We start from the raw sequence: 21,684 nt of genomic DNA, 5'->3' as shown, positions 1-21,684 counted from the left end.
GCGATCCTCGGAGCGATATCACGCAACGATCGACTCTCTGCGGCCGAGGCCCTAGAATCCCCCGCGTGAGGGGTCATCGCGCGACGAATGGGTGGCGGCCGGAGCAAAAGAATTGAGCGCCGCGGACTATGCCTTCGGCGAGTTTCGCCTTGCGGGCGAATCCCGCACCTTGCTCTTGGGCGATGAGCCCGTTCGGCTCGGCACGCGCGCTTTCGACATCCTTCGCATCTTGGTCGAGCGCGCGGGCACCGTCGTCACCACCGACGAACTGGTCGGACTCGTATGGCCCGACGTTGTCGTCGAAGAGACGAACCTGCGCGTGCAAGTCGGGGCCCTTCGCAAGGTGCTCGCTCGCGGAGAGCAGGGGCAGCGCGCCATCGAAACGGTGCCTCGAGGTTACCGTTTCGCGCTGCCCGTCGCTTCTGTCGCATCCGTCGATGCATCCGATGCACCGGAGTCGCCCGCTGCGAACGAAGCCGGCGGCCCGCCATCGGGTGAGCACGCCATTCCCGCCCTGCACAATTTACCGGCGTTGCTCGCAACACCGGTGGGACGTGCAGAAGCCATCACGCTCCTCACGAATTCGCTGGCCGAGCATCGCCTGATCACCATCGCCGGGCCAGGCGGGGTCGGCAAAACCACCGTGGCCATCGCGGTGGCGCGACGATGCTTGGGGCATTTTCCGGACGGCGTGTGCTTCATCGATCTCGCGTCTCTCTCCGACCCGAACCTGGTCACGAGCGCGGTGGCGTCAGCACTGGGAATCGGCGTTCTTCCCGACGAGCCTCTCGCCGGTCTGCTCTCTCATTTGCGTAAGAAGCGCGTGCTTCTTTTGCTCGATACTTGCGAGCATGTCGTGGATTCGGTCGCAACCCTGGTGGAGGCGCTCCTTTCGCGGCTTCCCGAGCTACGCATCCTCGCCACCAGCCGCGAAGTTCTGCGGGCCGCTGGGGAATGGGCGCATCACCTTCCGTCCCTATCGCACCCTTCTTGGACCGACGGACTGAAGGCCGCCGACGCCCTTGCCTACCCCGCGATAAATCTTTTCGTTCGAACCGCGCAGGCGAGCACGGATCAATTCGAACTGAACGATGCCGATGCGGCCACCGTGGCCGCCATTTGCCGCCGGCTGGATGGAATGCCGCTGGCCATCGAATTTGCCGCGGCGCGCGTGGGGGAGCTCGGCGTTCGGGAGATTGCCGCCCGCCTCGATGACCGATTCGGTGTGCTGACGCAGGGACGCCGGACGGCGCTTCCGAGGCACAAGACGCTCGCGGCGACGCTGGATTGGAGCTACCAGCTCCTTCCGCCCGAAGAGCAAGAGATGCTGCGGCAACTTTCTGCCTTTCGCGGGGCGTTCACCGCCGATGCCGCGGTCGCCGTGGCGGGCACGTCATGGACGCGATCGGCCGCATTGACGCACCTGTCCAACCTTTTTGCCAAGTCGCTGGTGACGGCCGACATCGGTGGCGAAACGCCCTTGTATCGCTTGTTGGATACGACGCGCGCCTTCGGGATGCAAAAGCTGACGGAAAGCGAATCGCACGACGTCTCCCAACGTCACGCGGCATACGTCCTCGCCGCACTCCGGGACGCCGAGATCGATTACGAGATCACGGACACGAGACGGTGGACCGAGCGCCATCGCCATTTGATTGACGATTTGCGCGATGCACTCGATTGGGCCATGTCCGGATCGGGCGATCATGTTTTGGGCGCGCAGCTCCTCGCGAATTCCGTATTGCTCTGGTTCGCCCTATCGTTGTTCGACGAATACGCGCACCGGATGAAGGCCGCCGTCGCGCTGCTCGCCACGATGCCCATTGCCGATCCGGCCATGTCGTGCCGCTTCAGGGACGTATTCGGGCACGCGATGTGGCAGACCGGGGAGCGCATCGAGACCGTGGTCGGCGCCTTCCGAGAGGCGCTCGAAATCGCGAAAGGCGCATCGCTCGTCGACGCGCAGCTCCGCGCGCTTTGGGGGTTGCTCGTGGCCTTTGGCCACAATGGCGATTACGAAGAGGCCCTGGCGATTTCGAAACAATTCGACGTGCTTGCCTCGAACGTCGATCGCCCCGGGGTCGAGCTCACCCGTCGACGCATGGCCACGCTTGCACTTCATGGCATTGGCGATCAGGCAGGCGCGCGCGTTCATGCCGAACGCGTACTCGAGGATGCAGCCATCCATGCGAACAAGCCCCGACAACGAGGGATTCAGTTCGACTCGCGCATCGGGATTCGAGCGGCGCTCTCGCGCATCCTTTGGCTTCAGGGCTTTCCAAAGCAAGCGTGGGCCTGCGCCCACGAGGGCGTCGAGCTCGCGCGGGCCTTCGGCCAGGCGCTCCCATTGTGTTACATCATCACGGTCGGTGTCGTTCCCGTTGCGCTCTGGACGGGCGCCACGTCCACGGCAAAAGAATACACGGAGATGCTTCTCACGAGCTCGTTGGAGCATTACCTCGTCCGATGCCATGCGTTCGCCCGAACCTACCATGCCAACTTGGAGGGTCATTTCGACGCATGCCGCGAATTGATCGCGGCGGATCCGTACCTCGCCGACATCATGGCCACCATCGATGGGCCACGCGCCAGTGAAGCCGCCTTGGCGCGCACCGCAAAAGGTGGCGAAACCTGGTGTACGGCCGAATTGCTTCGAATCCGCGCGACCCGCATCCTGGATCGCGCGGAGGAAGCCGAATCCCTTCTTCGCCAATCCCTCGATATCGCTCGCCGTCAGCAAGCGTTGTCCTGGGAGCTCCGAACCGCGACGACCCTCGCAGAGCTTTGGGAGCGCGGCAACCGACACACGGAGGCGCACGACCTGCTCGCCGCCGTGTACGATCGGTTCACCGAGGGCTTCGACACGCAGGACCTGAAACGAGCCAACGCCATCCTTCGACCCAAGCGCTATTGACGAATTATCGCGCCAAATAGGTCGCATTGCAGCCCGCGCATTGGCCGCGATGCCACACGGCGGCAATGCTCTGGGTATTTGCAATGGCTTGCAAGGGGTCCCGATCCACGACGACGAAGTCGGCCAGCTTTCCAGGCGCGAGGGTCCCGCGATCGCCAAGGCGAAGCACGGCCGCGGCATCGCGCGTGGCAATCCCAATGGCCTGGAGCGGTGTAAGCCCGGCCTCCACCATCAAGACGAGCTCGCGATGCTCGGCAACCCCCGGAATACGAAGTGGCGTCGCACCGGAGTCGGTTCCAAAGCCAATGGCCACACCCGCATCGTGGAGGATCTTCAGATTGCGAAGATTCATTGCCAGAGCCGCCCGCGCGGCCTGCGTTGCGGGCGCGGCCAAAATCCGTTCGCGCCATGCGGGGTCCTCGAATTGCGCGCGCACGTCGGGGTGCAAGGCACGCTGCACGAACGGTTCCGTGGTCCATGCCGGACGATCCGCATACACGAATGCCGATTCATCCAATTGCAGTGTTGGCACGTACCATGTCGCATGCTCTTTGAGCAGATTCGTCAGCTCACCATCGACGACCTGATCGCGCACGCCGTGCGCCAGAATGTCCACGCCGGCGCGCACGGCCGCTTTGGCATCGCCCAAGTCGTGAATGTGCGCGGCCACGCGAAGGCCGTGTCGATGGGCTTCGTCGATGGCTGCCTGAGAGACTTCGGGAGGCATCTTCGGGAGGGTGCCGCCAAAGTCGTCGATCCAGAGCTTCACGAGATCCGTCCGGCGGCTCACCATGGCGCGAACGGCCTCGCGCGCCTGCTCGGCGGTCGCGGGGCGAAGGATTTGGTCCGCGCCCACCGGCACGACCGCCTCCGAGGGCGCACCGCCCGGAACACCGATACCGCGATCGACGCCGAACAGATCAGCGCCACTTGTCTTTCCCGAATGCAGTTCCGCGCGCAATCCATCGAAAATGGCACCATTGAAGCCCAGGGCGGTCACCGTGGTCACGCCGTAAGCTTCGTATTGCTGCACTTGTCGAAGGATATTGGCACGATTGTACTGCGCCGACCCGGCAACGAGTCCATCGACGATGCCCACGTGCGAGTGATTCGATAAGAGGCCAGGAAAAATGGTCTTACCCGAATAGCGTACGACACGCGCGCCCGTGGGAATGGCGGTCGCCGTGGCGGCCCCCACGGCCACGATGCGATCGCCCCGCAGCACCAGGACGGAGTCCTCGATGGGCGCGCCGCCGGTTCCATCGATGAGCTTTGCACCGAGAACGACGACGCTTTCCGACGACGTTGCACCTCGTACCGCCGTCGAGGTGGACGCAGCGCCCCCGGCCTCACAACCGAGAAGGCCGCCAAGCAACAACGGCGTGAGGCACTTCAGCGACTTTTCCAGAATCGTAATTCGATTGCGCATGATGGGATGCATTTGTCCGGATTCCGCAACGCATCCAATGCGCCGTCGGCGAACGGTCCACCGGAGCGGACGAGCGGATCGTGCGCACGGCGAGCGGTCTCTCAGGCACGCGGCTTGGCCCGGCGATACTGTGGCGGCCAGGGCACATCCACGCCAAGCGCGTGCGCGGCGTGGAGTGCCCAATTGGGATCGTTCAGCATGGCGCGCGCGAGAAGTACGGCATCTGCGCTGCCCGACTGGACAACGTCATTGGCCTGCGCCGGCTCGGTGATGAGGCCGACGGCGCCCGTGGCCACACGAGCCTCCTCTCGGATGGCGCGCGCGAAGGGCACCTGGTAGCCGGGCTTTTCCGGGATTTTCGCATCCGGGACGCCCCCGCCCGATGAACAATCGACGAGATCCACGCCCCGTTCGCGCAGGCATGCGGCAAAGCGAATGCTCTCGGGGAGATCCCAGCCGCCCGCTGCCCATTCCGTCGCGGAGATGCGCGCGAACAGCGGCAGGTGCGACGGCCACGCATCCCGCACCGCGGCGGCCACCTCGAGTGGCAAGCGCGCGCGTCCTTCGAAGTCCCCGCCCCATGCATCCGTCCGCCGGTTCGAAAGAGGCGAAAGGAATTCATGCATTAGATAACCGTGCGCCATGTGCAGCTCGACGACGCGAAAGCCGGCGTCGCCCGCGCGCTTCGCGGCCAACACGAATTGATCGACGACCGCCGCAATGCCGCTGGTATCGAGCGCCGCAGGGTCGGGATACGTCGGTGAGAAGGCGAGCGCGCTTGGCGCAACCGGCGTCCACCCGCCGCGTTCGGGAGCCACCCCCTGCCCGCCTTCCCATGGAACCGCGGTGCTTGCCTTACGCCCCGCGTGCGCGATCTGAATCCCCGGTACGGCGCCCTGTTCGGTCAGAAATGCCACGATGGGCGCGAGCGCCCGAGCATGCGCATCGGACCAAATGCCGAGATCGTGCGGTGAAATGCGGCCGGCTGGCGCAACGGCGGCAGCTTCGGTGAACACCAGGGCGGCACCTCCCACCGCGAAGCGGCCGAGGTGCATGTGATGCCATGGCGTGGGAAGGCCGTCGTGCGCACACGAATACTGACACATGGGCGAGACGAAAACGCGATTCTTGAAGGTGACGGACCGAAGGGTAAACGGCTCGAAGAGTTGCGCCATGGTCGTGGATACTTACGACGATTCGCACTCTCGCGCTCCAGCGATTCAGACCCTGGGAAAGGGCTCGCGTGTGGCGTCGGGCGGATTCGATTCGTCGATGCCATTGGCATACTCTTCGCGCCCCGTGGTCTCGACGAACGGGCCGCCGTCATCGGAGGCATCGCTGTCGGCAAAGAGCTCGTTTTCGTCCTCTCCGCTCGTCATGGCCCGGACGGCTTCTTCGCCGCTCCGCTCGGAAAGCTCCTCACGATTGCGGGGTTCTTTGAAGAACGCGCGGCCTTCCGGTTCCTCCTGTCCCTCGCGGCTCCGGGCGCGAAGCTCACGCGCGTACTGCGGGTCGAGGTGGCCGGTTGCATCACGCCGCGGCGTGCGCTTCTTCGCGACCGACTTCTTCGCGACCGGTTTCTTCACCGAAGCTCGGACCTTGGCTTTCGGCTTCGGCGCTGCCTTCGCCTTCTTCGCGGGCCTCTTGACGGCTTTGGGCTTCGCCGCCGGCTTCCGTGCGACGCTCTTCTTCTTCACGCTTTTCGTGCTTTTCGTGCTCTTTGCGCGCGGTGCCTTGCTTTTCGCCTTGGGCGTCACCACGACACGTTTTGCAGGCTTCTTCGCCGGTTTTGCCTTTGCCGTGCCCTTCTTCGAAACCGGCTTCGGCGCAACACTCTTCTTCTTTCGTTTGGTGGCCATCGAGGCCCAAGTTTAGAGCAAAATCGCGGCCAGATGCCTCCCCACCTCAGGATGAGCCGCCGATGCTGCGTCCGACGCACGTGGGACGAGGTTTCCAATCCATATTGGAAACAGTTCATCAACGACCTGGTATATTGCGCGCCCTTTCCCGCAAGGGCATCTTCTGCTTCAGGCGCAGCCGCCGAACGCGACCCGCATGCCACGAAAATCTACGAGACCGCCGTGGGCGTGCCCATTTTGCGACGGCAGCATTCTCCCTATGCGAATCGCATCTTGGCAGGGCACGCCGAACAGAGTGGCCTCGTACACCGCATGTCCAAACGTGGCACGCGTGAGGCCATGCCGCCCATCGCGAGCGAGGAAGTCGATGCATCGGGAATTGAGCTCGTCACGAAATGGATTGCGGAACTTTGAACCGAGCTACCACGATTCGCCGGCGAAGCGCGCGGCGAGGTAATCGACGAATCGCCGCGCCGTGCTCGATAACACCTGGCGGGCGGGCCAGACGGCATGCACCGGGACCGGCGGTGGTTCGAACTCCGTCAGAATGAGCTCCACCTGGCCGAAGTCGACCTGCGCGCGAATCTGGTAGAGCAGCGCGCGACCAATGCCAAAGCCGCGCATGACGGCCTCGTTGCACGCGGCTGCGCCGGTCGCGTGGAAGCGCCCGCCGATGCGAACGGATTGAACGGCACCACCGATTCGAAAGCGCCATCGCCCGGCAGGGCGCATACTCGTCCGGTCCACGCATTCATGCCGTGCGAGATCGTGCGGGGACTTGGGATATCCATGTTTCGCGAGATAACTCGGGGCTGCGAACGTCACGTCGCGCATCAGCCCAAGCCGGCGCTTTTTCAGGCTCGCGCCGGACAACGTGCCGATGCGAACGGCGACATCGATGCCTTCGTCCGCGAGATTCACGAATTCGTCGGATTGCTGCAGATCGACGATGACACCGGGGTGCTGCTCGAGAAACGCCGTCATGGCCGGCACCAGGTGCATCGCTCCAAAAAGAAACGATGAACCGAGCCGCAGCCGCCCCGAAAGAGCGGCTCCGCAGGCTTCTACTTTGGCAACTTGGATGTCCGCGAGCGCCGCTTTGATCCGCGTGTAAAACGCGAGGCCTGCGGGGGTCGGACGCACACTGCGCGTGGTGCGCCGAAGGAGCTCCACCCCGAGATTGCGCTCGAGCGTAGCGAGGGAGCGGCTGACCGATTGGAGCGAGCGCCCCACCTGCCGCGCCGCCGCGGTGAGACTCCCTTGCTCGACGATGGCAACGAACGCGGCAAAATCCTCGATGCGATCCATGGCAAACGATTCTACCGTGTGACGAGAGAATGCATCTCGACAGAGGGTGATTATCTCGCTCCGTGTCGTGCCCTAGGATGCACCCATCATGATGACATGGAAAAACCTTCTCGTTGCGGCCGGTTCGATCGCGTCGTTCGGGCTTCTCTCCGCGTGTTCCGGCTCCGCCACCAAACCGCCGGCCGCCGCCGTGGCCGCAAGCCCCGCGCCCACCGTCTATCGGACGGTCAAGGTCGATGGCCTCGATATCTTCTATCGCGAGGCGGGCCCGCGCGATGCGCCGGTGCTTCTGATGTTGCACGGCTTCCCCTCTTCGTCGCGCATGTACGAGCCGCTGCTGCGCCGGCTCGCCGGGAGCTACCATATCATTGCCCCTGATCTTCCCGGTTTCGGGCACTCCTCCGCGCCGCCGCCCGAGCAATTCGCGTACACGTTCGATCATCTGGCGCAGATCATCGATCACTTCGCGCAAACCCTCTCGCTCCAACGCTATACGTTGGTCTTGCAAGACTACGGGGGGCCCGTTGGCTTTCGCATCGCGACGGCGCATCCCGAACGGGTGCAGGCGCTGGTAATCCAAAATGCCAATGCTTACGACGAAGGCCTCGGCCCGTTATGGAATGCGCGCCGAGCCTTTTGGGCCGATCGCGCGAAGTACGAAGCGACGGTCCGTGCGAATCTGGCATCGTTCGAGGCCAATCGCACGCGCCACATAGGAAACAGTCCGCACCCCGAGCTCTTCGATCCGGACACCTGGACGGACGAAACGGCGTTCTTGCAGCAACCGGGACAAATCGCCATTCAGATGGACCTCTTTTACGACTACCGCACCAACGTTGCCGCATATCCAACTTGGCAGGCGTATCTGAGAAAGTACCAACCCCCGACGCTCGTCGTGTGGGGCCGCTACGACAAGTCGTTCCTGGTCGAGGGCGCACGGGCCTTTGCGCGCGACGTCCCCAGCGCGGAGATCCGCGAGCTCGACGCGGGCCACTTCGCCCTCGACGAGGCGCCCGATACGATCGCCGATGCGATGCGCCATTTTCTCGCTTCGCACGTCCGTGAATCGAAATGAACGAATCGCGTCTTCGTCGGACAGGAGAATCCACATGTCGGTAGCCATCGTCACGGGAGCGAGCCAAGGCATCGGCCGCTCCACCGCCATCCGTCTCGCGCGCGACTTTTCGGCCATCGTGCTCGCGGCGCGCGATCGCACCAACCTCGAGAAAACGCACGCTACGGTGAGCCCGAGGAAATCGCCAAGCTCATGGCATTCCTCGTATCGCCGGGCGCTCGATGGCTGACCGGAGCCACGCTGCGGATGGATGGCGGCGAGGTGAAATCCATCTGATGCGCACATGACGCCTTCGATCTATTTTGATTGAGCGCCAGATTTTTTCTTGACCGACTCCAGAAAGAGCCTCATAAGAACGAAACCTCTGAATGGTGGCCGCGCCTTGCGCGTCTACTTGTCAGCCCGCGAGGAAGAAAGCTCAGCCAAGAGGCCGCCTTCTCATAAGCCATGATGACCCGACGCCCCCACCAATCAGCTGCCAGCTTGTCGCGTAAACCGACGTGGCAGCAATGCGTCCTCATCCTGGGTTGCCCCGCGATCGATTTTGCAAGCCCCGGAGGTCCCCTCCGAGTTTAGGCGGATTTTTTCAGAGTGGTGCCAGCGCACTCTCGGAAGGCCGCCTAGGGAAACCCAGGCGGCCTTCGGCGTTTGTACGCGGAAAATCCGCGTTCGAGATCACGACGTTGTTGGAGAAACAAACGGACAATCAAACGCGATAGTTTTCCATGAAACAATCACGGCATCTACTTCTCGAAAGGACCAATCCATCCTTCGCACGAGCCCAGATGATGGGACGGACGACGGGATACGTGTGCCCAGCGTGGGCATTCGCGTCGGGTCGCGCGAAGGGCGATCCGTAGGTCGAATCGAGGCGTTCTCCGCGCAGCCATGAAGGCCGCCGAGGAACGATCCTCGGTGGCCTTCGACGTATTTGAGCGAAGCTTTTCCTTCGCCGCAAGAGATCCGCGTTCGGAACGAGCGCGACGAAGGGTGACGTGTGCCCGCGAGGGCCCTGCTCCTTGAAAACTTGGTACCAATCATTGCCTCGTGATGCGACCGGCGTCGCAGCTCCGCTGTCTACGGAGTGAGACGGGTTCGACTCCCGTACGAGGCGCTCGGCCATTGCCGTCGAATTCAAAGCCAACGCACAACCGGTCGCGAGCCGCCGATTGTGCATTTCACGTTTACGCGCTCGGAGAGGAGAAAACGCAGTCATGGCACACAAGGCACTTTTTGCACCGGCGTCGAAGTTCAAGCCGGCCGATACGAAGAACGAGGCAGGCGGCCGTGCCTACGCGTTCTCGCCCGAGCATGCGCTCGCGCAGTACGCCTCGACGGGCACCTTCAGCCAAACCTACTACGCACACGCCGAGGAACAACTCGAGAAGGTGCTCGAGCTCGTGCGTCAGACCGATCCCCACTTCGTTGCGCAACTCGCGGTGTACACACGCGAGAAGGGGCTCATGAAGGACATGCCCGCCTTCCTGACCGCCTACCTCGCCGCGAAGGATGTCCGTCTTCTCGCGTCCGTGTTCCCGCGGGTCATCGACAACGGCAAGATGCTCCGCAACTTCGTCCAGATCGTCCGCTCCGGCACCGTGGGCCGCAAGTCCTTCGGTTCGGCGCCGAAGCGACTCGCACGGGCGTGGTTCTCGAATCGCAAGCCAGAGGCCATTTTCCGGCAATCGCTCGGCACCGCCCCCTCGATGGCCGACGTCATCAAGATGGTGCGCCCGTCGCCGAAGAACGAAAAGGGCGAGGTCGACACCGTGCGTGAGGCGCTTTACGGCTACCTCATTGGCAAGGATGTCGCGCACGAGAAGCTCCCCGCTTCGGTGCAGGCATTCGAGGCGTTCAAGAAGGGTGCGGGCGAAATCCCGGATGTGCCCTTCGAGATGCTCACGGCACTGAATCTCGATACCGATCGCTGGACGGCCATCGCCAAGGGCATGTCCTGGACGCAGCTCCGAATGAACCTCAATACGCTGCTGCGCCACGGGGTCTTCGGTGATCCGAGCATGGTCTCGTTCGTCGCCGCCAAGCTTCGGGATACGGAGCTCGTGCGCCGCGCGCGCGTCTTCCCGTTCCAGCTCCTTGCCGCGTTCAAGGCAGCGAGCCACGACATGCCGTCGGAGATCACCATGGCCTTGCAAGAGGCGATGGAGATCGCCATCGAGAACGTGCCGGAGGTGCAGGGAAAGGTCTTTCTCTGCCCCGACGTCTCGGGCTCGATGCAAAGCGCGGCAACCGGATACCGCAAGGGGGCGACCTCCGCGGTGCGGTGTGTCGATATCGCGGCCCTCGTCTCGGCGGCGTTTCTGCGGCGGAATTCTTCCGCCCAGGTAATTCCGTTTTCGGACGACGTCGTGAAGATGCCGCGCCGGCTCAACCCGCTCGACTCCGTCATGACCAATGCGGAGTTCTTGGCGAATCTGCCCAGCGGCGGTACGGCGTGCAGTGCGCCGCTCCGCCATCTCAACGAGAAGCGCGCGAAGGGTGACCTCGTGATCTACGTCTCGGACAACATGTCCTGGGCGGATTTCGCGCGGTCGGGTGGTCATCGTTCGACGGTCATGGCCGACGAATGGGAGACTTTCCGCGGGCGTAACCCCAAGGCCAAGCTCGTACTCATCGACATTCAGCCCTACGGCTCGACGCAGATGCACGAGCGCGACGACGTGCTGAACGTCGGTGGCTTCTCCGACTCCGTTTTCGACGTGATTGCGCTCTTTGCGAAGGGCGAGCTTTCCGCCGATCACTGGGTCGGTGCCATCAAGAACATTTCGCTCGCATAGGCGAACGAAATTCATCTTTCAATTTTCGGAGAAGTGCCATGCGAATACGAAAGAGACGAAAGAGGTAAAGAGCCCATGTCGACACGAACCCTGATGCTCACTCCCTGGATGACCCCTCACCGGGTGATTTCCTGGCAACGCGCCGTCGTTCTTTCTCACCTCGGCAAGGTGGAGGTGCTGGAAGAATACGACGAACCCATCGCCGCGCCGTCGATCACCATCCGCACGCCCGCTGTCGTCCGACTGACCAAGGGAAGCGTGTCGAAGAAGCACAAGATCCGCTTCTCGCGCGTGAACGTCTTCACGCGCGACGGGTTTCGTTGCCAATACTGCGGCGTACGCAAGATGATGAATGCTCTCAATTACGACCACGTCGTGCCCCGCGTTCGCGGCGGCAAGACCGTCTGGGAGAACATCGTCACCTCGTGCTACGCCTGCAACGATCGAAAAGGGGGCCGCTTGCCGGAGGAGGCAGGAATGACGCTCTTGCGAAAGCCATTCAAGCCTTCCTCCCTGCCGTTCGCGCCCATGCTCGACCCTGGGAATGACGTTCCTTCCATGTGGAGGAACTACTACATCCCCGCCATCGAGCATCGCACGGACGTAGCGTGACGGCGCCGCTCGTTGGGACGCGAGCGTGCACTCCCACGCAAAGCTGCACCCGACGTCTTGGAGTTCCCGCGATGCGTTCTCACGCGCGTCGTTGTGCGGCTCCGGGCCCAGACGAAAAACAGGGCCGCCTCAGCGCGTAGTTTAGCCAGGCCAAAACGGCGGCTCGGGGAGCCGAAGAGCGCAGGTTCGAATCCTGCCGCGCTGACCATGTTCGATTGGTGCCAAGTCTTCATTTCCGATTCAATCGCAGCACGCGCACCTCGTCCTTCGTGGTGACGGCAACGATGGGGACGCCGCGTCCATCGACGGCTGCACCGGCCGATTCGGTCCATCCCGGCGGGATTTCGAGGCCGGTCATTTCGCTCCACCCCGTTTTCGTGATGTCGAGTGCCCAGAATTTCGCGGGGATCGCGTCGGTCGCTTGGGTGGCAAACGATGCAAAGAGATGGCCTGCCCCGGCGGGGAGCAAGGTGACGGGGCGACCCAGCGGGACGTCGGGAAGTGCGGCCCCGACTTCATTCCACGTGCCGAGTGGAGCGTCCAGCCGCAGGACCCGATTGCGGTACGGCCCGGTCTCGATACCCTGGGAGAGGCCCACCACACTGAACAGGCTGTGGCCATCGCCCCAGGCGATGCTCATGTCCTTCGTCACGAGGTCGCTACTGACCACGGGACTCGACGCAATCCACCCGGTGCCGTTCCACGTCATGGTGGTAGCCCCGTCGAAGAGCTTTTCCCAGGCCATCGTCGGAATACCTTGCTCATCGAACACCAACGCCTTCAAAGGCATTGCCATCGTCGATTGTTCGAGCAAAGGTCCGAGCGCAAGCCACCGGCCACCGTCGTATTCTTGCACGCGAATGCCGCTTTTAGGGGACGGCCCCGTACCCCTCACCTCGTAGGCCAGCGTGATCTTCCCCGAATCGCCGGGCGCGATGGCGATGAGCGCACGCGAGTTTCGCTCGCCCGCCATCATCGGCGGAGCCAAGTCTTTCCATTGAGCCCCCGACCATCGCAGGACATGGATCTTGTCCTCGTGATCGTAGATTGCCACCACCGGGGCACCCGAGTTGTCGATGCGGACTTCAGGAAATTGGCTAGTGGGAAACCCAGTGACCAAATTGAATCGAACGGTCACCGGGAGCGCCTCGAAGCCGAAATCGTTGCGCCCAACTTTGAATACCGTGAGCTCCACCCCGTCCGGGCCCGTCGCCGTAAACCTGGATAGGAAGATGGCATCGCCCGGGCCGCTGGCCACGCGAAACGTCGTGTCTTCGGGCCGAGGCAAACTGCCCGCGTGGAACCATCGAGGAACCGTCCACGTAAAGGGCTCGTCGATGCGCGGGTTTCCGTGGAGGTCGGAGATGTCGCCGAAGCGCACGCTCACCTTGGCCGGCGGAAGAATGTCCGCGATTGGGACGATATCGAGAACGGTGCCGTCCTCCGAGAGCTTGGTCGTGGCAGCGACCGGCGTGCCGTCCACGAGCAGTTGGGTGGCGGTCGCGCCTAGCTTCACCGGCTCGGTGAACTTGACCTGAATGGGACCGCCCACCGTGTTTTCGCCACCGTTGATCGGCCACGATGAGAGGATCTGCGGGCCGAGCTCGTCCGGGATGGCGCCGTCCGGCTCCTCGGCGTCCGGCTTGTCGGCGTCCGGTTTGTCGGCCACGTCTTTCCGCCCGCCGTCGCCGGCGTCGCCCGGTCCGATGGGATCCGGTGTGGTGCCCGAAGACTCCGAGCATGCGACAGCGAGCGCGGCTGCGGTGGACAGGACAGCAATAGAAGAGAAGCGTCGAATAAGCGTTCGTCGTTGGAGCATAGGGATCGTGCAAGATCTCTCGACCGCCGCTCCGAAATGCTTCACACAATTGTGGCAGCCCTACGCTGAATCCGAGAGGCGGATGGCATGCCGACATCCGCCTCCCACGAGGATCGTGACGTCAGCTCAGAGCGTCACGCCGTCGATTTCGAAGGTTTGAATCGTGTTGGCCGGAAACCAGGACCAAAAGCGCTTGCCCTGCAATTGCGTATCGGTGTGATAGCCGTAGTGCTCGCCCGTACCAGTCCCGATGGTGGTCGTCCACCGGGGGACGAGGCCCGATTGCCCAGACACGGTCGCAAACCGCGACAGGTCGTAATCGATCCATTGTGCGGTGCCATAATTCGTCGTCACGATGACCAAATTTGTGCCCCGTCGCATCGTAGGCTGCCACGGTATCGCCTTCACCGCCGTCGAGAATGCGCATCCCAGGACGAATGTGCCGGGAGTACTGCGCAAGTACGAAGTACTTGTTGTTCACCTACCCCAGCGTGCCCGCCGTGCCATCGGCGTAGATCAATCCCCAATTGAGGCCGTCCAGCGCTTGCCAATAGACCCACGCCGTGGGATGCAGCCAGCGAAAGTCCAAATTGAGATTCGATGCCAGCGCATTGCCGGTAGCGTCGTTCTCGCCGTACTCGGAGTTCCAGATTTTTCTTCCTGCCGTTGGTCGTCAACATCGCCCTTGTGAAGTCCAGGCTCCCACTGGCGTGTCACGCATCGGTTGACAAGGCCCTGCCGCCGGGCTGAACGGGATTCGATCTTCTGGCCATCCACGGCCTGATCGAGCATGATGGGGCATCCTATCGTGACGGATTCGCCCCCCATTCCAGAATGTACCGCATGCGGAGCCTGCTGCTTTTCGCGACTGGCTACGTACATACGGGTGAGCGGGGATGACTATCAGCGGCTCGGGGAGCGCGCCGAGGACCTCGTTTGGTTCGATGCGAACCGCGCATACATGCGAATGAGCGACGGTCACTGCGCCGCGCTGGTCGTGCACAAGGATACGGGCGAATTTCTCTGCAGCGTTTACGAGACACGGCCCCAGACGTGCCGAGACTTGGCCCGGGGCTCGGGCGCCTGCCTCGGCGAGATCGACACCAAGGGCGAACGCCCGCTCATCGCATTGGGACGATCGCGCTAGGCCGAAACGGGCGCGGGTCGAACCTCGAGGGAAGCCTCGCGCTGCTCGACGGATGCTCGCATCACGTCCTGATTCAACAGATAGATGGATACCGCCAAGAGAACCACGTCTTTCATGAGAAAGGGAATGTTGCCCGTCATCGCAGGAAATCCGCCTGCCGATTCGGCCCACCCACCGGGCATGAAAGGAATGATGGTCGTGGTGGCAACGAAACTCGCCACCGACCCCAGCGCACCTAGAATTCCGAGGCGCTTGTTCCAGAAGCCCAGAAACAAAAGAATGGCAAACAACCATTCGGATACCCCGAGAAACCAACTGGCACCGCGGATGCCGAAGACGGGGTACATCCAGAAGATGAGTGGGCCGTTCTTGATGTACGGAATCAGCGTCTGCGCTTCGTAATCGAACCGTTTCTGATACCCGAAAAATAGAAACAGAATCACCATCGACGCGCGAACGACATGATAATCACGGTCCTTGCCGAGAAGGCTGGACCTGGACAGAATTTTCACGAGCCAGTTCATCGTTCCGTCTCCTTGTCTGGGCGCGGTCGTTCGAACCGCGGCGACGAATGTCACTTTGCACATGGCGCGTGAGATTGTTAATGTCTATACAACTCAATTAGATGCTCATTCGTCGACTGCAGGTCCGACATGTCACCACCCATCGATTGGCTGAGTCGGCTCCTGGACATGATGCCCGTCCGGGGTCGCGTCGATCTTCGTTGCCTCTATGGCGCTCCTTGGCGCATTGCCCAGGGGCCGGCGGCATCGGGAGAGATTCCGTACCACATCGTCCTTGGCGGCGCGGCCGTGCTCGACGACTCGGCCGGTGGCGCACCGACGCACCTTTCCGCGGGCGATATCCTGATGCTTCCCGATGGAGAGAGGCATCTGCTGCACGATGGCAGCGGCACGCGGCCGGCCCCCGCCCGGAACCGCTCCGCGCTCAATCTGGTCATCAGTGAGAATGCGGGAAAGGGCGAGCGCCTGGATATGCTCTGCGGCCACTTCGTCCTCACGGCGCGGCACGATCGCCTGCTGCGCGATTACCTCCCTCCCCGGCTGATTGTGCGCGCAAATGCGGCGCAATCCGGATCCCGCGAGCACCTGGCGGGGCTCGTATCCCTCATGCGCATCGAATCCGCGGCCGATGGACTGGGCGGCCGCGCCATGCTGAACGCGTTGTCGACTGCCCTGTTTGCATTGGTGTTGCGATTGGCGAGCCACACGGAAGAGGCCCCCAGCGGCTTGCTGGCTCTGGCCGGACATCCGCGGCTCGCGCCCGCGCTGGAGGCCATGTTTCACGATCCGGCGCACCCGTGGACTCTCCCCGAGTTGGCGCGCCTTTGCGGCATGTCCAGAGCCACCGCCGCGCGCCACTTCGAGCAAACCCTCGGCCGCTCGGCGAGTGACCTGTTGACGGACATCCGCATGACCGTCGCGGCCAATGAACTCAAAACGACGTCGGCCTCCACCGCCGACGTCGCCGCCACCGTCGGATATCAATCGGAGGCCGCCTTTCAGCGTGCATTCAAGCACCACATCGGTATCACGCCCGCCCGCTGGCGCCGTGAATCTCACTCACCGGAGTAAAGAGCGCGCGTCCGCGCGATAGCGCACGACTCGAGGCGCTTCGAGAAGCGCTACTCGACAGTTGAGCAAATTCTGCCCAACCGACCACGGGGCATTTGCACGCCCGACCTGCCCGATTCTTTGTCGTTTGACCCGTCGAGCCGGCATGATAGGCCTCGTTGGAGTTCGAAAGAACTCGCCATCAATTCCGCGTCTCGGCGCCCTCGAAGCGCGCGAGCGTCGCCAAAGCCACACACGCTGCAACTCGCCGGCATTGCCGGCTCGAAGTACTCGACACGTGGGGGAGGTATGGATGCTGGGTGCTGGCTGCCGCGCCATCGTCGGTTCGGAATAGGATTCTCAATCAAGTAAAGGAATCGATTTATGCTAAATCGTGCATTTTACGTTGTCATTGGGTGGTCGTTCGTCGCGGTTGCATGCGTTCCAATGACTGGATGTAGCAGCGACACCGGAGATGACGAGCGTGTCGGCACCCAGACAGACGAACTCGCGGGCCGCAGAGGCGTCGATTATTCCTTTGATCGACCGTCGCCCCAAGGCCTGAAGAATGCGGGCTACACGTTCGCCGTTCGATACCTGAGTTACACGACGGGCGGCGCTGGTGGGAAAATTCTAACGGCCAGTGAGGCCCAGTCGCTCACCGCAGCCGGCCTCGATATCGTATCCAATTGGGAATGGGGCGCCGACGATGCACTGGACGGTTTCAACGGCGGCGTCGAAGACGCAAAAGAGGCGGAACGCCTTGCTTCAGCCGCGGGAATGCCGGCCGGCCGCCCGATCTACTTCAGCGTCGATTTCGACGCGACGCCCGGTCAACAATCGACCATCAATGCCTATTTCGATGGCGTGGCCTCGGTCATCCCGAGGGACCGCATCGGAGCATACGGCGGATATTACGTCATCAAACGTCTATTCGACGCCGGAAAGATCAAGTGGGGCTGGCAGACGTTCGCTTGGTCCGGCGGAAATTGGGATCCCCGCGCGCAGCTACGGCAAACCGATGTCAACGTCGTCATCGCCGGCGGTTCGTGCGACATCGATGTCGCGCAGACGGACGACTTCGGTCAATGGCACGCCAGCGGCGGCGGCGGTAGCGACTGCGGTGTGCATAGCGATGGAAAGCTCTATTGCACCAACACGGTGGGAGCCGCCATGCGTTCCACGCCGAGGAACGGGGGCACCATCGTCAACCGTCTACGCACGTCGCCCAGCTGGTTCACCTGCTGGGGAACGGGGGACCAACACGCGGGCGGCAACACGACTTGGTATTACACGCAGGGCGACGACAACCCGAATTGGGGCTGGGTCGCCGCCGTCGATCTATCCACGACGAGTGCTTTTGATGCGGATCCGAGCGCGCATGGGCTGAAGAAGTGCCAGTAAATCCATAAGGGGGGGGCATAAAACTACATTCGAACGAACTTCATGTTCCAGGAGACGTTTATGAGCCATTTACGAAGCATCATTCCGTGGATCTTCATTTGTGCGGGAATGGTGGCATGCACTGCGTCGACGAACGAGGGAGAAGACAATGGCACCGCGACCAGCCCCGATGTCGCGGCGCTCCAAGAAGGTACCGCACTCGATGACAGTGCCATGCTCGACGATCGATCCGCGCCGGAGGATCCAGGGGACGAGGCCGCGCTCGCGGCCCCCAACTTCAAGGCTCCCATTCCTTGCAACGAGTCTTGGACGTATTCGCACCACAGCGCCGAAGTGCGCCGTGCACTGGATTTCGTGAACAATTCGGGCCGAACCGCAGGCGCTCCAGCACTCGCGTCGGCGGCCGGACGGGCCACGAGGCATTCTCAACCTTCCGGCGCCGGCAATTACATCGTCATCGACCACGGTGGCGGGTGGCAGACGTACTATTTTCACCTGTCGGCCTATTCCGTGCCCGATGGGGCCCAGGTCAGTCAGGGCCAGCAGATCGGCGTCGTTGGGTCGACCGGCAATAGCAGCGGGGCTCACCTGCACTACGAACAGCTGCTCAATGGCGTCGGCCAGAACATCGTCATCGAGGGGGCATCGCTCGCACCATACCCGGGTAGCTACGGACAAAAGAGCATTACGGGTAGGAACTGCGGTGGCGGCGGCAGCGCCTGCTCGGTCCATTCCGACGACAAGAAGCTTTATTGTGCGAATACGGCGGGTGCCAACATGCGATCCACCCCCAGGAATGGCGGAACCGTCGTCAACCATCTACGCACGACGTACAGCTGGTTTACCTGCTGGGGAACAGGCGACAAGCACGCAGGTGGCAATACGACTTGGTACTATACACAAGGTGACGACAACGCGAATTACGGTTGGGTGGCTGCCGTCGATCTGTCCACGACGAGCGCGTTCGACTCGAATCCGAGCGCTCACGGGCTGAAAAAGTGCCCCTAGGGTAAGCGCACTCGGTAAACGTCGTCGGACTTCCGACCGAGTGGCGGCCGGCCGACACGCGCCCGCTCATTCAATTAGACATAACGAAGTTAAACACCGGCCATGAAGGAGGCACGCAACTTGGGGATGAATCACGGCTCTGCACCTGCCGCGAAAGCCCCATCAACCAATCAAAGCCCAAATTTGGAGCTCACCATGCGTTCGCCCATCCTTCTATTCAGTATTGTCCTGGCATCGGCCGGTTGTTCGGTCACAACCGGCGAATCCTCCGAGGAAATGACCCGGACGGAACGCCAACCGGATCGAATCTCGCCGGCAGACGATCCGAATGGCCTGTTTCCGCCTGTCGCAGGATTGCCATCTTTCTCCTCGTTCCTGGTCGATAACATTTCGACAGCCGATGTCGGCATGACATTCGGCACCGATGACGAGCACGTCCCTTATCCAGATACGTACTGGCCATACACCGAAAACGGTATCGACGTGCGATGGCAAGGCGGCGACATCATGTCACCGCTCGAGAAGTTCATCACCATCACGAATCCACAAGACATGGATGCCGCAAGGCAGTGGAACTGGAGCAATCATGGCCAGGGCGCACACGGCGGCCAGGTCGCGGGCTGGGAAGGAATTTGCAATGGCTGGACGGCCGCGGCGACGTCGAATGCTCCGCTGAAGCACGCTGTTTTCGCCAAGCATAGTGCATTTGGCGGCGTCGCTGCTTGCGCCGAGGGCACGCCGGGCTGCGTGAAGTTCGAGATTGGTGACGTGAATGCCCTCATGGCCGAAGCTTACTACGATGCCCGGGAGCGCTGGATCGGCAGTCGCTGCGATACGATGGATGTCGAGCGTGATCAGTATGGCCGCATCGTGCGCAAGGTCACGCCGGACGGCGGGGCCGTCGGATGCCAGGGGCTCAACGCGGGGGCGTTCCTCATCGTGCTTCATCGCCAGCTCAAAGAGCAGAAGAAGCCGTTCGTACTCGACGTGCAGCAGCCGAACACCACGGACCAAATTTGGAATCAGCCCGCGTTCCGCTACCGGGTCAACAGGTATGAGGCGCTGAACGAGGCGGAGGCGACCAACCTGGTCGCAACCGGCAGCCGCACGGGGCCCTATACGCAGTATCTGTGGGATGACGAAGCCAAAGGGTTCGTGTTCGTCGACGTCAGTGTCTTTTGGGTCTCCGAAACTGGCCCGAACGTTGCGCCCGTATCGGGGCTGCAGTCTCAACGCGAACTGCGCGTCGTCGCGGTCATCGAGCTCGATAGGCCCCCGACCGACAACAGGGCGAAGATCATCGGCGGAGAGTACCTGGACGATGCCTCCGCGGAGGCCAATCGGCTCAAGGTCGCACCCTTCGCGTGGATCGCGATGGATACGCTGGCCGACAATGTCGTGTCCCCCGACGGCCGCAATCCGTACGTCAAGCCCAGTATCGTCAAAAAGCTCATCGCCATGGGACAGCGTTAGGCCTCAGCGCGCTAACACGTAGTCCGGAGCTGTGTTGCCGCGGAGCAGCGGCAACACAGCTCGGGATCAACTCGCAGGCTGCGCTTTGGGGAACTTCCAAGTGCCGTCGAGAATCTCGGAGCGCGGGCGAAAGAGGCGCACCGTGTAGTTCCAGCCCTTCATGATGGGCAGGCAATTGGGAATTCTGCCATCGCACCCGCCAAACTGCACGGAGATCGAGCCGTCCGCATCCGGCTTCGCGTTCATCTTGCTTACCGAATAGACGTTGTTGGCATTCGGCTCCAAATAGCCTTCCGCATTGTAGACCGTGATCGACCAGAAGCCATCGACGGGCACGTCCTTGATCATGAGCTTGTGGACGGTCGTGCCATCATTCCGCTCGGGCGTGATCGGCAGGTAGAGCCCTTCCCTCTCGGGAAGACCGCCCCAAATCAAGGCCGTTCCAATCAGGTGCCGCATCGGATCCACTTGCTCCGCCTTGGCGCCGAACATGCGCCTCGTATCGGAAACCGTTTCCCCGAGTTGCATGAGAGCGGTGCGAATCTTTTTGAGGCTTGCTTCATCCCACTTGGGGACTTCGAAGGTGCCCGGACTTCGCTGGCTTGCCGTCAGCTTGTCTTGCAAGGCGTGTATCTGCCGTGCATCGTCCGCGTTTGCCGGATCGAGCACCATGCGCACGACGACCATGCCATAGCGCGAGCCGATCCCCTCCCGTGTCAGCGTGTATCGGCCCGCACCATAGAAGACCGCCGGCGTATACTGATCCTCGTTGACGACCTGCATCACCATGAAACGATGGCCGGCGTCTGGCAGCGTGATGGTCACCGGGCCGGCGTCGAAGTCGAACACCGCGAACGAATAGAGCGTGTCACGATTGGGCCGAACGATGCCCCCGCGGGTGACCGGGGCCAGTTCGCGGCCATGCTTGAATTGGCCCAACGTGCCCGCTTTGAGCGTTTGGGCAAAGTAGACGTCCGTCTGAGCGCGGTTGTAGTTGTCGACGGTCACCGGGACGGCAGATGCCGGCGGCGCTTGCAAAGGTGGCTGCGCATGCGCGCCGCAACTCGTCGCGGCCACCGCCATTGCCGGGGCCACGTAGGCTAAACTGCGAAAATTCGTCATCCTTGCGATCTCCTCGTTCGTGTCGTCGAACGGCAGGCATCAATTTGTCGTCCGGCGCCGCACACCAGTAGCCGTCGAAACCGAGAAGGACCTTCCCATAAATGGGATAATCGGACGCCGAACGAGGTACGCTCTCCCCGACGAG

The 21,684-nt window shown here is 62.4% G+C and carries 19 protein-coding genes and 1 tRNA gene; 12 read left to right on the top strand and 8 right to left on the bottom strand.

Annotation, left to right across the window (positions count from 1 at the left end; genetic code table 11):
• The first annotated feature begins 112 nt into the window (after window positions 1–112).
• On the top strand, window positions 113–2,914 hold the full coding sequence (locus tag LZC95_02920) for a helix-turn-helix transcriptional regulator (GenBank protein WXA95791.1): 2,802 nt from the start codon (window positions 113–115) through the stop codon (window positions 2,912–2,914).
• Window positions 2,915–2,918: 4 nt separating this feature from the next.
• Here LZC95_02920 and LZC95_02915 read toward each other — a convergent pair whose 3' ends face one another.
• The 3 genes from LZC95_02915 to LZC95_02905 all read right to left on the bottom strand — a co-directional run bounded on the left by LZC95_02915 (window position 2,919) and on the right by LZC95_02905 (window position 5,929).
• A complete protein-coding gene (locus LZC95_02915) occupies window positions 2,919–4,343 on the bottom strand; it encodes an amidohydrolase family protein (protein ID WXA95790.1) in 1,425 nt (474 codons plus the stop codon).
• 101 nt (window positions 4,344–4,444) lie between these two features.
• Window positions 4,445–5,518, bottom strand: coding sequence for an NADH:flavin oxidoreductase/NADH oxidase (locus LZC95_02910; GenBank protein WXA95789.1), 1,074 nt, complete (start codon window positions 5,516–5,518; stop codon window positions 4,445–4,447).
• Between the two features lie 45 nt (window positions 5,519–5,563).
• Window positions 5,564–5,929: a hypothetical protein gene (locus tag LZC95_02905; protein ID WXA95788.1), complete on the bottom strand. Its 366-nt coding sequence runs from the start codon at window positions 5,927–5,929 to the stop codon at window positions 5,564–5,566.
• Window positions 5,930–5,942: 13 nt separating this feature from the next.
• Here LZC95_02905 and LZC95_02900 point away from each other — a divergent pair, with 13 nt between their 5' ends.
• Window positions 5,943–6,218: a hypothetical protein gene (locus LZC95_02900; GenBank protein ID WXA95787.1), complete on the top strand. Its 276-nt coding sequence runs from the start codon at window positions 5,943–5,945 to the stop codon at window positions 6,216–6,218.
• Window positions 6,219–6,622: 404 nt separating this feature from the next.
• Here LZC95_02900 and LZC95_02895 read toward each other — a convergent pair whose 3' ends face one another.
• The gene (locus tag LZC95_02895; protein ID WXA95786.1) at window positions 6,623–7,510 is read right to left on the bottom strand and encodes a LysR family transcriptional regulator; all 888 of its coding nucleotides are present in this window, start codon (window positions 7,508–7,510) and stop codon (window positions 6,623–6,625) included.
• Window positions 7,511–7,598: 88 nt separating this feature from the next.
• On the opposite strand from LZC95_02895, the gene LZC95_02890 reads away from it, so the two are divergent.
• From LZC95_02890 to LZC95_02870, 5 genes are all read left to right on the top strand, one after another.
• Window positions 7,599–8,585 (top strand): alpha/beta hydrolase, encoded by a 987-nt coding sequence (locus tag LZC95_02890; GenBank protein ID WXA95785.1) that lies wholly within the window; start codon window positions 7,599–7,601, stop codon window positions 8,583–8,585.
• Between the two features lie 34 nt (window positions 8,586–8,619).
• On the top strand, window positions 8,620–8,814 hold the full coding sequence (locus tag LZC95_02885; GenBank protein WXA95784.1) for an SDR family NAD(P)-dependent oxidoreductase: 195 nt from the start codon (window positions 8,620–8,622) through the stop codon (window positions 8,812–8,814).
• A gap of 985 nt (window positions 8,815–9,799) precedes the next feature.
• Window positions 9,800–11,380, top strand: coding sequence for a TROVE domain-containing protein (locus tag LZC95_02880; protein ID WXA95783.1), 1,581 nt, complete (start codon window positions 9,800–9,802; stop codon window positions 11,378–11,380).
• A 75-nt stretch (window positions 11,381–11,455) separates the two neighbouring features.
• Window positions 11,456–11,992, top strand: coding sequence for an HNH endonuclease (locus LZC95_02875; protein WXA95782.1), 537 nt, complete (start codon window positions 11,456–11,458; stop codon window positions 11,990–11,992).
• A 130-nt stretch (window positions 11,993–12,122) separates the two neighbouring features.
• Window positions 12,123–12,200 (top strand) — tRNA-Pro (locus tag LZC95_02870).
• Between the two features lie 21 nt (window positions 12,201–12,221).
• On the opposite strand, the gene LZC95_02865 is transcribed toward LZC95_02870, so the two are convergent.
• Window positions 12,222–13,661 carry an Ig-like domain-containing protein gene (locus tag LZC95_02865; protein WXA95781.1) on the bottom strand — a complete coding sequence of 480 codons (1,440 nt, stop codon included), beginning with the start codon at window positions 13,659–13,661 and terminating at the stop codon, window positions 12,222–12,224.
• Between the two features lie 276 nt (window positions 13,662–13,937).
• Window positions 13,938–14,165: a hypothetical protein gene (locus LZC95_02860; protein ID WXA95780.1), complete on the bottom strand. Its 228-nt coding sequence runs from the start codon at window positions 14,163–14,165 to the stop codon at window positions 13,938–13,940.
• Window positions 14,166–14,697: 532 nt separating this feature from the next.
• Between LZC95_02860 and LZC95_02855 the strand changes: the two genes are divergently transcribed.
• Window positions 14,698–14,958, top strand: coding sequence for a zinc/iron-chelating domain-containing protein (locus LZC95_02855; GenBank protein WXA95779.1), 261 nt, complete (start codon window positions 14,698–14,700; stop codon window positions 14,956–14,958).
• Here LZC95_02855 and LZC95_02850 read toward each other — a convergent pair.
• Window positions 14,955–15,482, bottom strand: a complete 528-nt coding sequence (locus tag LZC95_02850) for a YkgB family protein (GenBank protein WXA95778.1) — start codon at window positions 15,480–15,482, stop codon at window positions 14,955–14,957. The two genes, LZC95_02855 and LZC95_02850, sit on opposite strands and share 4 nt — an antisense overlap.
• A 168-nt stretch (window positions 15,483–15,650) precedes the next feature.
• On the opposite strand from LZC95_02850, the gene LZC95_02845 reads away from it, so the two are divergent.
• The 4 genes from LZC95_02845 to LZC95_02830 all read left to right on the top strand — a co-directional run bounded on the left by LZC95_02845 (window position 15,651) and on the right by LZC95_02830 (window position 20,417).
• Complete coding sequence (locus tag LZC95_02845) at window positions 15,651–16,553, top strand: AraC family transcriptional regulator (protein WXA95777.1); 903 nt, start codon at window positions 15,651–15,653, stop codon at window positions 16,551–16,553.
• A gap of 426 nt (window positions 16,554–16,979) precedes the next feature.
• Entirely contained in the window at window positions 16,980–17,936 is a 957-nt protein-coding gene (locus LZC95_02840; GenBank protein WXA95776.1) for a DUF1906 domain-containing protein, read from the top strand.
• Window positions 17,937–17,996: 60 nt separating this feature from the next.
• Window positions 17,997–18,944: a M23 family metallopeptidase gene (locus LZC95_02835; GenBank protein WXA95775.1), complete on the top strand. Its 948-nt coding sequence runs from the start codon at window positions 17,997–17,999 to the stop codon at window positions 18,942–18,944.
• Between the two features lie 408 nt (window positions 18,945–19,352).
• Complete coding sequence (locus tag LZC95_02830; GenBank protein WXA95774.1) at window positions 19,353–20,417, top strand: hypothetical protein; 1,065 nt, start codon at window positions 19,353–19,355, stop codon at window positions 20,415–20,417.
• A gap of 66 nt (window positions 20,418–20,483) precedes the next feature.
• Here the strand turns inward: LZC95_02830 and LZC95_02825 are convergent, their stop codons facing one another.
• The gene (locus tag LZC95_02825; GenBank protein ID WXA95773.1) at window positions 20,484–21,539 is read right to left on the bottom strand and encodes a DUF1254 domain-containing protein; all 1,056 of its coding nucleotides are present in this window, start codon (window positions 21,537–21,539) and stop codon (window positions 20,484–20,486) included.
• Window positions 21,540–21,684: the final 145 nt, after the last annotated feature.

This window comes from Sorangiineae bacterium MSr12523 (genome assembly GCA_037157775.1).
Lineage (GTDB): Bacteria > Myxococcota_A > Polyangia > Polyangiales > Polyangiaceae > Pendulispora > Pendulispora brunnea.
This window is presented reverse-complemented; position numbering and strand designations above follow the sequence as displayed.

Excerpts from the sequence above, each read along its gene's own strand:
- LZC95_02880 (WXA95783.1), top strand. The coding sequence starts at position 9,800 with ATGGCACACAAGGCACTTTTTGCACCGGCGTCGAAGTTCAAGCCGGCC.
- LZC95_02915 (WXA95790.1), bottom strand. The coding sequence starts at position 4,343 with ATGCGCAATCGAATTACGATTCTGGAAAAGTCGCTGAAGTGCCTCACG.
- LZC95_02840 (WXA95776.1), top strand. The coding sequence starts at position 16,980 with ATGACTGGATGTAGCAGCGACACCGGAGATGACGAGCGTGTCGGCACC.
- LZC95_02875 (WXA95782.1), top strand. The coding sequence starts at position 11,456 with ATGTCGACACGAACCCTGATGCTCACTCCCTGGATGACCCCTCACCGG.
- LZC95_02885 (WXA95784.1), top strand. The coding sequence starts at position 8,620 with ATGTCGGTAGCCATCGTCACGGGAGCGAGCCAAGGCATCGGCCGCTCC.
- LZC95_02835 (WXA95775.1), top strand. The coding sequence starts at position 17,997 with ATGAGCCATTTACGAAGCATCATTCCGTGGATCTTCATTTGTGCGGGA.
- LZC95_02895 (WXA95786.1), bottom strand. The coding sequence starts at position 7,510 with ATGGATCGCATCGAGGATTTTGCCGCGTTCGTTGCCATCGTCGAGCAA.
- LZC95_02850 (WXA95778.1), bottom strand. The coding sequence starts at position 15,482 with ATGAACTGGCTCGTGAAAATTCTGTCCAGGTCCAGCCTTCTCGGCAAG.
- LZC95_02825 (WXA95773.1), bottom strand. The coding sequence starts at position 21,539 with ATGACGAATTTTCGCAGTTTAGCCTACGTGGCCCCGGCAATGGCGGTG.
- LZC95_02910 (WXA95789.1), bottom strand. The coding sequence starts at position 5,518 with ATGGCGCAACTCTTCGAGCCGTTTACCCTTCGGTCCGTCACCTTCAAG.
- LZC95_02845 (WXA95777.1), top strand. The coding sequence starts at position 15,651 with ATGATGCCCGTCCGGGGTCGCGTCGATCTTCGTTGCCTCTATGGCGCT.
- LZC95_02830 (WXA95774.1), top strand. The coding sequence starts at position 19,353 with ATGACATTCGGCACCGATGACGAGCACGTCCCTTATCCAGATACGTAC.
- LZC95_02890 (WXA95785.1), top strand. The coding sequence starts at position 7,599 with ATGATGACATGGAAAAACCTTCTCGTTGCGGCCGGTTCGATCGCGTCG.